This window comes from Streptomyces xylophagus (assembly GCF_000716435.1).
GTDB classification, from domain to species: Bacteria; Actinomycetota; Actinomycetes; order Streptomycetales; family Streptomycetaceae; genus Streptomyces; species Streptomyces xylophagus.
Genome location: NZ_JNWO01000060.1, coordinates 1 through 9,948 on the forward strand (window position 1 = coordinate 1; position 9,948 = coordinate 9,948).

Annotated in this window: 11 protein-coding genes; 6 read left to right on the plus strand and 5 right to left on the minus strand. The window is 70.7% G+C overall.

Annotation, left to right across the window (positions count from 1 at the left end; all coding sequences use genetic code 11):
• The first annotated feature begins 316 nt into the window (after nt 1-316).
• On the plus strand, nt 317-475 hold the full coding sequence (locus OO70_RS55675; protein WP_199827561.1) for a hypothetical protein: 159 nt from the start codon (nt 317-319) through the stop codon (nt 473-475).
• 101 nt (nt 476-576) lie between these two features.
• Here the strand turns inward: OO70_RS55675 and OO70_RS49790 are convergent, their stop codons facing one another.
• Genes OO70_RS49790 through OO70_RS49800 form a run of 3 tightly spaced genes read right to left on the minus strand, consistent with a single transcriptional unit; the run spans nt 577 to nt 3,522 of the window.
• Complete coding sequence (locus OO70_RS49790) at nt 577-1,527, minus strand: 3-oxoacyl-ACP reductase (RefSeq protein WP_043688051.1); 951 nt, start codon at nt 1,525-1,527, stop codon at nt 577-579.
• A gap of 9 nt (nt 1,528-1,536) precedes the next feature.
• A complete protein-coding gene (locus OO70_RS49795; protein WP_043688053.1) occupies nt 1,537-2,613 on the minus strand; it encodes a Zn-dependent alcohol dehydrogenase in 1,077 nt (358 codons plus the stop codon).
• Nucleotides 2,614-2,652: 39 nt separating this feature from the next.
• Nucleotides 2,653-3,522, minus strand: coding sequence for a MaoC/PaaZ C-terminal domain-containing protein (locus OO70_RS49800; protein WP_043688055.1), 870 nt, complete (start codon nt 3,520-3,522; stop codon nt 2,653-2,655).
• A 357-nt stretch (nt 3,523-3,879) separates the two neighbouring features.
• Here OO70_RS49800 and OO70_RS49805 point away from each other — a divergent pair, with 357 nt between their 5' ends.
• The 4 genes from OO70_RS49805 to OO70_RS49815 are packed head-to-tail and all read left to right on the plus strand — an operon-like array spanning nt 3,880 to nt 6,954.
• Nucleotides 3,880-4,773 carry an ABC transporter ATP-binding protein gene (locus OO70_RS49805; protein ID WP_043688057.1) on the plus strand — a complete coding sequence of 298 codons (894 nt, stop codon included), beginning with the start codon at nt 3,880-3,882 and terminating at the stop codon, nt 4,771-4,773.
• Nucleotides 4,773-4,931, plus strand: a complete 159-nt coding sequence (locus tag OO70_RS55115) for a hypothetical protein (protein ID WP_158711667.1) — start codon at nt 4,773-4,775, stop codon at nt 4,929-4,931. Before OO70_RS49805 ends, OO70_RS55115 begins: the two co-directional genes overlap by 1 nt.
• Nucleotides 4,928-5,644 (plus strand): ABC transporter permease, encoded by a 717-nt coding sequence (locus tag OO70_RS49810; protein ID WP_043688059.1) that lies wholly within the window; start codon nt 4,928-4,930, stop codon nt 5,642-5,644. The genes OO70_RS55115 and OO70_RS49810 overlap by 4 nt, the downstream gene beginning before the upstream one ends.
• Nucleotides 5,645-5,661: 17 nt before the next feature.
• A complete protein-coding gene (locus OO70_RS49815) occupies nt 5,662-6,954 on the plus strand; it encodes a sensor histidine kinase (protein ID WP_043688060.1) in 1,293 nt (430 codons plus the stop codon).
• Here OO70_RS49815 and OO70_RS49820 read toward each other — a convergent pair.
• A complete protein-coding gene (locus tag OO70_RS49820) occupies nt 6,932-8,494 on the minus strand; it encodes an alpha-L-arabinofuranosidase B (RefSeq protein WP_043688062.1) in 1,563 nt (520 codons plus the stop codon). The genes OO70_RS49815 and OO70_RS49820 overlap by 23 nt on opposite strands.
• A gap of 326 nt (nt 8,495-8,820) precedes the next feature.
• On the opposite strand from OO70_RS49820, the gene OO70_RS49825 reads away from it, so the two are divergent.
• Nucleotides 8,821-9,453, plus strand: coding sequence for a response regulator transcription factor (locus OO70_RS49825; protein WP_043688064.1), 633 nt, complete (start codon nt 8,821-8,823; stop codon nt 9,451-9,453).
• A 30-nt stretch (nt 9,454-9,483) separates the two neighbouring features.
• Here the strand turns inward: OO70_RS49825 and OO70_RS49830 are convergent.
• Nucleotides 9,484-9,948: class I SAM-dependent methyltransferase (locus OO70_RS49830; protein ID WP_158711668.1), on the minus strand; the 465-nt coding region annotated here is incomplete at its 5' end.

Sequence of the window (9,948 nt, forward strand, 5' to 3'; positions counted from 1 at the left end):
ATACGGGGGGAACGGGGGGAACGGGGGAAACACGCCCGGAGGGTCCGGTTCGGGACGGGACGGCCGGCGCGCCTGGGGAGGCCGCGCCGGAGCCGTCACCACCGTCCGAACCGGATCCTCCGGTGCCGGCCGCACCCCGTCCGGTGCCCTTGCGGGAGGCTCCGCTCAAAGGCCGGGTGGCCGTCGGGTAACAAAGTGATGCGGCTCGGTAACGAAGTCGTTCCGGACGGCGGTCCGCCGCGCGTCGCCCCGGGAACGGCTGGATAAGATCGCCGAGCTGTATGAAGGATCATGTTGCAACGGGGTGAACTTTCCGATGAACGACGCAAACACCGCGCAGACCATGTCTGCCGACACGCACGAGGCCTCCGGTCACGGCAAGCACCGGGGCCCGGTCTCGGCACAGGACGGCGACGCTGCCGCCCACGGCCGTCACCGCAAGCCGTCCGAGCAGTCCGAGTACGCGAACGCCTGACGGCACGTCAGCACCACACGGCCCCGCTCGTCTCCGGACAAGCGGGGCCGTTCCGTTGGCCCACCGGCCGTTCCGTTGCCTACTTTCCGCCGGACTTCTGCCTACTCCCCGCCGGACTCCCGCTTGAGCCCGAGCACTTCGGCCGCCGCGAACGTCTCGCCGCCCGGCCGCCGCGCGTAGTGCGGAGTGAGTACGGCGTCCAGCTCGTCGTAGCTGAAGGTGTCCTGCTTGCTGTCGAACTTGGCCTGGACGTGCGGGCGTTCGACGATCGCGACCATGCCGCCGTGGACGACGAGCAGCTGTCCGTTGATCCGTTCGGCGGCGGGTGAGGCCAAGTAGCCGACGAGCGGGGCGACATGCTCGGGGGCCAGCGGGTCGAGGCCGTCGTCGGGCTCCTCGAAACCGGCGAAGACGTCCTCGGTCATCCGGGTGCGGGCGCGCGGGCAGATGGCGTTCGCGGTGACGCCGTACTTGGCGAGGGCGAGGGCCGTGGAGGTGGTCAGGCCGACGATTCCGCCTTTCGCCGCCGCGTAGTTGGGCTGCCCGGCGGAGCCGGCGAGGTACGCCTCGGACGAGGTGTTCACGATCCGCCCGTACACCGGTGCGCCGGTCTCCTTGGACCGCTCGCGCCAGTGCCTGGCCGCGAAGTGGGTCGTGTTGAAGTGGCCCTTGAGGTGGACCCGGATCACCGCGTCCCACTCGCCCTCGGTCATGGAGAAGACCATGCGGTCGCGCAGGATGCCCGCGTTGTTGACGAGGATGTCGAGCCTGCCGAAGTGGTCGATCGCCAAGTCGACCAGTTCACCGGCCTGTTGGAAGTCGGCCACGTCCCCGGTGTGGGCGATGGCCCGGCCGCCGGCCTCGCGGATGTCGGCGGCGACCTGTTCGGCGGGGCCCGCGGAGGCCTCGCCGGAACCGTCCCGGCCCGGCTGTCCGTAGTCGTTGACGACGACGGCCGCGCCGAGCCGGGCGAGTTCCAGCGCCTCTGCCCGGCCGAGGCCGCGTCCGGCGCCGGTGACGATCGCGGCAAGTCCCTCAAGTGGCAACGTCATGACCGACCTTCAGATCTCGATGCACGTGCGCAGGGCCGTCCCCTGGCGCATCTGGTCGAGGGCCTCGTTGATGTCGGCCAGTGGCACGCGGTGGGTGATCAGGCCCTCCAGGTCGACGCGGCCCGCCCGCCACAGGGCGATCGTGCGCTCGTAGGAACGCAGGACGTCTCCGCCGCCGTACATCGAGGGCAGGATGCGCTTCTCGTCGAAGAACAGCTCGAACATGCTGAGTTGGAGGTAGTCGTCCAGGGCGCCCGCGCCGACGACGACGAGGGTGCCGCCGCGGCGGGTGTTGTCGTAGGCGGTGCGGGCGGTGGCGGAGCGGCCGACGACCTCGAAGACGTAGTCGAAGCCCTCGCCGCCGGTGACCTCCTGCTTGGCCGTGGGCAGCTCGTCCGGCGAGATCGCCCTCGTGGCACCGAACTTGAGGGCGGACTCGCGGCGGGAGGCGACCGGGTCGACGGCGACGATCTCGGCGGCGCCCTTGAGACGGGCGCCCTGGATCGCCGAGATGCCGACGCCCCCGCAGCCGATCACGGCGACCGACGAACCGGCCTCCACATCAGCGGTGTTGAGCGCGGCGCCGAGTCCGGTGGTGACCCCGCAGCCGATGAGCGCGGCGATGTCGAAGGGCACGTCGTCGGGGATCGGTACGGCGCAGCCCGCGTCGACGACGACCTCCTCGGCGAAGGTGCCGGTGCCCGCGAAGCCGAAGACATCTCCGCTGGGGCGCTTGAAGTTGGGGGTGCCCGCGTTCATGAACCCGGCCAGGCACAGCTGGGTCTGACCGCGCTTGCAGGCGGGACACGCCCCGCAGGCCGGCAGCCAGCAGACGACGACCCGGTCCCCGGGCTTCAAGTGGGTTACGCCCTCGCCGACTTCGAGGATCTCCCCCGCGCCCTCGTGTCCCGGCACGAAGGGAGCGGGCTGCGGCAGTACGCCGGCCATCGCGGACAGGTCCGAGTGGCACAGCCCCGTGGCGCGCACCCGGATCCTGACCCGGCCGGGCCCGAATCCCGTCGCCTCGACATCGTCGAGGACATCCAGTTTGTCCTGGCCTATCTCGTGCAGTACGGCTGCGAGCATGGTGCGGCTCCCCTCAACTCGGGTCAACTCTGGCCTGGCTCAGGCGTGTTCGACGATCGTGTCGGCGAGGACGGGCGCGTCGTCCCGTTCCACGGCGCGCACCGCGACCCGCACGGTTCCGGCGCCGGTGTCGCCCTGCCGCCACATGCGGATGCGGAGCGTCTCGCCGGGGAAGACGACTCCGGCGAACCGTGTGTCGTAGGAGCGCACCCGGGTCACATCGCCGCCGAGCAGGGTGTCGACGACCGCCTTGAGCGTCATGCCGTAGGTGCACAGCCCGTGCAGGATGGGCCGGTCGAACCCGGCGAGCTTGGCGAACTCCGGGTCGGCGTGCAGCGGGTTCCAGTCGCCGGAGAGGCGGTAGAGGAGGGCCTGGTCCTCGCGGATGTGCCGCTCAACCACCTTGTCGGGGGCGCCTGTCGGTGGGGCGAGGCGGGTGGAGGGGCCGCGGTCGCCGCCCCAGCCGCCTTCTCCCCGTACGAAGATCTGCGCGTCGTTCGTCCACAACGGGCCCTCGGCGTCGGCGACTTCGGTGCGCATGACGAGGACGGCCGCCTTGCCCTTGTCGTACACGGCGGCGATGTGACTGGTGGTGGTCGCGGTGCCCTGGGCCGGGATGGGCCGGTGCAGGCGCAGGGACTGGCCGCCGTGCAGGACGCGGGCGAGGTCGACCTCGATGCCGGGCATGGACAGGCCGCTGATGACGCCGGGTGAGCCGTTGCCCGCGACGGTGGCGAAACTCGGCAGGACGTGCAGCCGGGACTCCAGGGTGTAGCGCAGCTCGTCGGGGTCGGTCGCGGGGGTGCCCGCGCCGAGGCCGAGGTGGTAGAGCTGGACGTCCTTGGTGTTCCAGGAGATCTCGCCGGTCCGGGGTTCGGCCGCGAGGGCCAGGGCTGCGTCGATGGGCATGGGGCTCCTGATCGCCGGTGGTCGAAGACCTCGGTGCGGCCGTCCGCACCGTCGGCCGCACCGAGGTCGTCACGGGCCGACCTAGAACGCGTTCCAGTCCGGCGCCCTTCTGTATAGCCGAGCGCCCCGCACTTGTGAAGGCTCCTGACGGTGCGTCAGGTGGGTGTCGGCACCGACGTCCGTACAGGCGCCCGTACCGGCGTCCGCTCCGGCGCCCGTGACATTTGTCCTGCCCGAGTCCGTACATGCGCATCTGCCGGGCGAGGGGCCCGGATCCGTAGCGTCGTAGCCATGACACAGACAGGTGGGGCGGCAGACGGGGTGGCACGCGGGACGGCGGCCCGGTCGGAGCGTGCCGTGTCCTTCGCGGGGGCGGTCAAGACCTTCGGCGCGGTGCGTGCCGTGGACGGGGTGGATCTGGAGATCGGGCGCGGGGAGACGGTCGCGCTGCTCGGCCGCAACGGTGCGGGCAAGTCGACGACGATCTCCCTGCTGCTCGGGCTGAACGCGCCCGACGCCGGCACGGTCGAACTGTTCGGCGCGGCGCCCGAGTTGGCCGTACGGAACGGGCTGGTCGGAGCCATGCTCCAGGAGTCGCGTGCGGTGCCCCGGGTCACCGTCGGCGAACTGGTCGCCTTCGTCGCCCGGCGCTATCCGACACCGATGCCCGTGGCGCGGGCGTTGGAGCTGGCCGGTATCGGCGAGCTGGCCGGGCGGCGGGTGGACCGACTGTCGGGTGGGCAGACGCAGCGGGTGCGGTTCGCCGTGGCGCTGGCCGGCAACCCGTCGCTGATCGTCCTCGACGAACCCACCGCCGCCCTGGACGTGGAGGCACGGCACGCGTTCTGGCAGTCGATGCGGGCGTACGCGCGACGCGGCCACACCGTGCTGTTCTCCACGCACTACCTGGAAGAGGCGGACGCGCACGCCGACCGCATCGTCGTCATCGACCGCGGCCGGATCGTCGCCGACGGCACCGGCGAGCAGCTCAAGCGGGCGGCCGGCGGCAGCCTCGTCTCCTTCGACCTGGCCGGCCGCGCCACCGAGGGCCTCGACCGGCTGCCCGGCGTACGGACCCTCGAAGTGCGCGGAGACCGCGCCCTGTTGCGCACCGACGACTCGGACGCGACCGTGCGCGCACTGGCTGACCTGGACGCGATCCGCGGCCTGGAGGTCAGCCCGGCGTCCCTCGACGACGCGTTCCTGGCGCTGACGGCACACGAACTCGAACCCGAACTGGAGACGGTGTGATGCGCGACTGTCTGCGGCTCGCAGGCCGCCGGACCACGCGTGACCTCGACTCGGCGACCGGCGGCACGGCCGCGATCCGCCGACTCGAAGCCGCCCCGGTGTCCCCGGACACCACCTTCCCCACCCGCACCGCCCCCGAGACGGAGCCCGTCCGATGATCGACTACCTGCGCCTCGAAGTACGCCGGACCCTGCGCGACGTCGGCTTCGTGATCGGCGGGATCGCGATGCCCGTGATGATGTACCTGCTGTTCACGAACCTCGGCGGTGACGACAGCGGCTACAAGGCCACGGCGATGGTCGGTATGGCCGCCTACGGCGCGGTCGGCTCCGCGCTCAACACCGGTGGCGGGGTCGCCGAGGACCGGGCGATCGGCTGGCTGCGGCAACTGCGGGTGACGCCGATGACCCCGCGCCAGGTCGTGCTGGGCCGGGCGCTGACCGGCTCGGTGACCGTGCTGCCGGCGATCGTCGCGGTGCTCGCGGCGGGCGGTCTCGTCAACGGCGTACGGCTGGCCGCCTGGCAGTGGGCGCTGATCGCGCTGCTGCTGTGGCTCGGCTCGATCCCCTTCACCCTGCTCGGCCTCGCCAACGGCTACGGGCTCACCTCCCAGACCACCGGCGTCGCGAACATGGCCTGCAACCTGGGGCTCGCGGTGATCGGCGGGCTGTGGTTCCCGATCAGCCTGTTCCCCGGCTGGCTGCGCGCGGTCTCCGCCTACACCCCGACCAACCGCTTCGCCGAACTCGGCACCTCCGTCGCCGACGGGCACGCCCCGGCACTCGGCGCGATCGTGGTGCTGACGGCTTGGCTGCTCGCGTTCGGTTCGTACGCTGTGCTGGCGTACCGCCGGACCGGGCGGACCGTGTGACCGGGGGAGCGGGAGAGATGACCTGGATGCGAGGGATCAGGTGCCAGGTACGCGCCTGGCGGACGGCACGGGCCCGGTGGCGGGCCGACATGGCGGAGTTCAAGGTCGCGCAGAAGGAGGCGCGCCGCAGGGGCGAGTGGCCCGAGCACCCCGGCCCGCCACCGACCGGCTTCTCCCTGCTGCCGTGGCTGCTGATGGGACTGGGCTCCTTCTCCAACCTCCTCCAGGGCAAGGCCGACAACCCCTGGATCGGCGGCCTGGGCCTGCTGACCTTCAACTCCCTCTACATCTATGTGGTGTTCCGCTCCTTCGTGAAGGAGAAGCGCGAGGCGGTCTCGACCCGGGTGGCGCTCGTCGTCATGGGCCTGGTGACCTGCGGTCTCGCCCTCGGCTACGGCGGCAGCTGGCTGTACTTCTTCCCGCTGCTCGGCCTCGCCACTGGGGCCTGTCTGCGCGGCCCGCGCCTCGGCCAGGTCGGCCTCGCGCTGACCGCGCTCGCCGCGGCGGTCTCCATCTACCGGGCGGGCTGGGACGCGATCAACGTCGCCTACGGCACGTTCCTGTCGACGATGGTGACCGCCGCGATCCTCTCGCTCTCCGAGGCCGTAAGCGAACTGCGCGCCGCCCGCGAGGAGTTGGCCCGCCGAGCCGTGGCGGAGGAACGCATGCGCTTCTCCCGCGACCTGCACGACCTGCTCGGGCACACCCTCTCGGTGATCGTGGTGAAGTCGGAGGCGGCCCGCAGGCTCGCACCCCGTGACATGGAGGCGGCGCTCGGCCAGATCACCGACATCGAATCGGTCGGCCGGCAGGCGCTCACCGAGATCCGCGAGGCCGTCACCGGCTACCGCGAGGGCAGCCTCGCCACCGAACTGGACCGCGCCCGCTCCGCCCTGTCCGCCGCCGACATCGACCCGGTGGTCCGCCAGTCGGGCCCGCCCCTGACCCCGCAGAACGAGGCGCTGCTGGGCTGGGTGGTCCGCGAGGCGGTCACCAACGTCGTACGGCACAGCGGCGCGACCCGCTGCGAGATCACCTTCGACGGTGTCCTGGACCGGGTCCGCCTGACGGTCGCGGACGACGGCCCCGGGGACGGGGGCGAGGCGACGGCCGGTCCCGCCGAGGGCATCGGCGGCACCGGCCTGAAGGGCCTGACCGAACGCCTCGCGGCGGCGGGCGGGTCCCTGCGGGCCGGCCCGTCACCGCGCGGCGGCTTCACGGTCACCGCCGAACTCCCGGTGGAGCAGGCGGAGTTGAACTTGGAGCCGGCCATTGCCTCCGAGGTGGCTACGGCGCCCAGGGAGCCGTGACCACCCAACTCACGTCGTCCGTCCACGAGGTGGCGCTGTCGAAGGCGTTCGAACCGCCGTCGCTCGCGATGTAGACGTTGTAGTTGTAGTGCCGGAGATATCTGGTCGGGTAGTTGTACGACGCGAACGAGGTGCCCGTGCCGCTCTTGCCGGTCGAGGCGCAGAACGTGGCGTCCTGTCTGAACTGCGTGGTCCCGACCATGGGTTGGCGGTAGAGCTGGTAGTTGTAGTGCCGCAGGAAGTCGCCGGGGTAGTTCCGCGACTCGAAGGAGTAGCAGGAGCTGTCGGCGAGGCCCTTGCGGACGATCCAGGTCGCGTCGCCCTTGTCGAGCGTCGAACTGCTCGACGTGATGGCCGAGAGGACCGCCGCGTTGTTCTGGTGGCGGATGTAGTCGCCGGTGCAGCACGAGGTGGTCGCGCGCAGCGAGATCTCCGACCCGGCCGCCAGTGTGCCGGTCGTGCCCGTGGTGCCGCCGTAGCCGACGGACACGATGTTGGCCTGTACGGAGTTGTCGGCGGCGTCCGTCGGGATGCCCGCGGTCATGACGCCCTCGAAGAACGACCCGATGGAGCCGTTGCTGTTGTCACCGCCGGTACCCAGGACGATCGCGCCCTCCTGGTGCATGGGCGAGTATCCACTGGTGGTGGGTTCACCCCCGGAATAGGTGGTCGTGAGGCTGCCCGACTGCGCATTTCCGTATTTCAGCGCGAAATGGTCCTGACCGTTGTTTTTCAGCAAAGCGGTGACGAACGGCATCGCGCCGGTGCCGGTGTTCGCCGTGTTCTTGCTGTACCCGGAGTCCGACTGGAACAGCCCGTTCTCCAGGTCGGCCTGCACCCAGGGACCCCCGCCGTAGCAGGGCGAGAACCAGCACTCGGTACCGAAGTTGATCGCGTCCATGTGACCGTTGCCGGTGTCCTGGTTGTTGGTCTCGGCGTTGCCGTAGTCGAAGCAGCAACTGCCGTTGACGTGCGTGCCCGAGGTCACCATGTACATCCCCTCGGCGGCGCCGTTCGTGGCCACGCCCGAGGTGGAGTTGTCGCGGTAGCCCATGCCGGCCGAGATCTCCAGGCCGTACACCTGATGCCCGCCGACAGTCACCGGCAGCGCGTCGGCGGGCGCCCCGACATCGGCCACGCCGGCCCCGCCAGCGCCCTCGATCGTGAGGTCGTTGTGGCGCGCCGACTGGTCGTAGATCTTGGTGATGATGCACGTCGTACCGGAACAGAACGAGTCCTGCGCCGCCGCGTTGGCATACCCCCCGGCCGCCAGCAGGCCGATGTTCGCGGTGGCGCTGTCGGAGGCGCGCTGCACCTGGTACAGCGAGCCGTTGTACGACGAGTAGAGCGCCCTGACGAGACTGTGCGCGGCGACGCAGGGCGTCCCGGCGGTGGCGTAGATGTCGCACGGGAGCGAGGTGGCGGCCGACGCCTGCGGAACGCCGACGGCCAGTGCGACGACGGTCACGAGCGCGGACAGTGCGGCCAGGGTGGCGTTTCTCAGCCGGCGCGGCCGGGTGCGGAGGAATCTCAAGAACACGGTGCACCTCATTCTGTTCCTGGTAGGGCGGTGCGGGTTGGTCGGTGCGGGTGGTCGGTCCGAGTACGGGTGCGGCTACGGGGCGAGCTTCGGCGTCCGTCCGATATACCGGACGCCGTTCGATCGAAATGCCGAACCAATTCGCGATCGAAATGTCGAACTGTCGAAAGTTTTCCGAAATCGGCTCGGCCCGGGAAATTCCAGGGAAATCACGGAATGCCGAGGCGATTGTTTGCCCGCAGCCCAAGGCCGTCAAGACTCGCGGACGCGAACAATGACGAGTCTTTGATAACCGCCCTGGGCCTTACCCTTGCCCCGTGGATGAGATGCCCCGGGACCACCGGCCCGCCAAGTCCGTCAGAGTGCTGCTCGCCGAGGACCAGGGCATGATGCGCGGCGCCCTCGCCCTGCTGCTCGGCATGGAGCCGGACCTGGAGGTCGTCGCCCAGGTCGGGAGGGGTGACACGATCGTGGACGCCGCCCTGATCCACCGCCCCGACGTCGCCCTCCTCGACATCGAACTCCCCGGCATGAGCGGCCTGGACGCCGCCGCCGAACTCCGCGAACAGGCCCCGGACTGCAGGGTGTTGATCCTCACCACCTTCGGCCGCCCCGGCTATCTGCGCCGGGCGATGGAGGCGGGCGCGGCGGGCTTCCTGGTGAAGGACGGCCCCGTGGAGGACCTGGCCGCCGCGATCCGCCGCGTCCTCACCGGCGAGACCGTCATCGACCCGGCGCTGGCCGCCGCCGCGTTGAGCGCGGGCCCCAATCCGCTCACCGCCCGCGAGTGCGACGTCCTCAAGGCCTCGGTGGACGGCGCGACGGTCTCCGACATCGCCGGCAAGCTCCACCTCTCCGAGTCCACCGTCCGCAACTACCTCTCCTCAGCGATCGGCAAGACGGGCACCCGCAACCGCATGGAGGCGATGCGGGAGGCCCGGCAACAGGGGTGGCTGTAGCGCCGCTCCGACCCGCCTTACGGCCCCGCCTTACGCTCCGGCTCCCCGGCGGAACAACGCCGTCCAGAGGAAGTCCTCCCCGAAGCACGGCGAGTCGTCGGGTTCGTCGCGCATCCGGCGCAGCTCGACCTCCTCCAGGTCCCCGAATATCCAGCGCAACTCTTCGGGTGTGTAGGCCAAGCCGCCCTGGAGACCGGACCCTCGGTAGAGATCCGCGTCGGCCACCTCGGAGCCCATCCCGCCGACCGCGAAGCAAGTCAGCGCGAAGTACCCACCGGGGGCGAGGACTTGGTCCAGCAGGGCGAGGTAGCTGATGCGCCGGTGCGGAGGCAGGTGGTGGAAGCAGCCTGAGTCGTGGACGAGGTCGTAGGGGCCGGGGAGTTGTGTGGTGGCGAGGGTGAATATGTCCCCGCAGTGGAAGCGGACTTGGGGGCGCTGACCTTCTCCGGGGTGCTCGCCTTCTCGGGGGCCCTCCCCCTCCCCTCCCCCCACCCC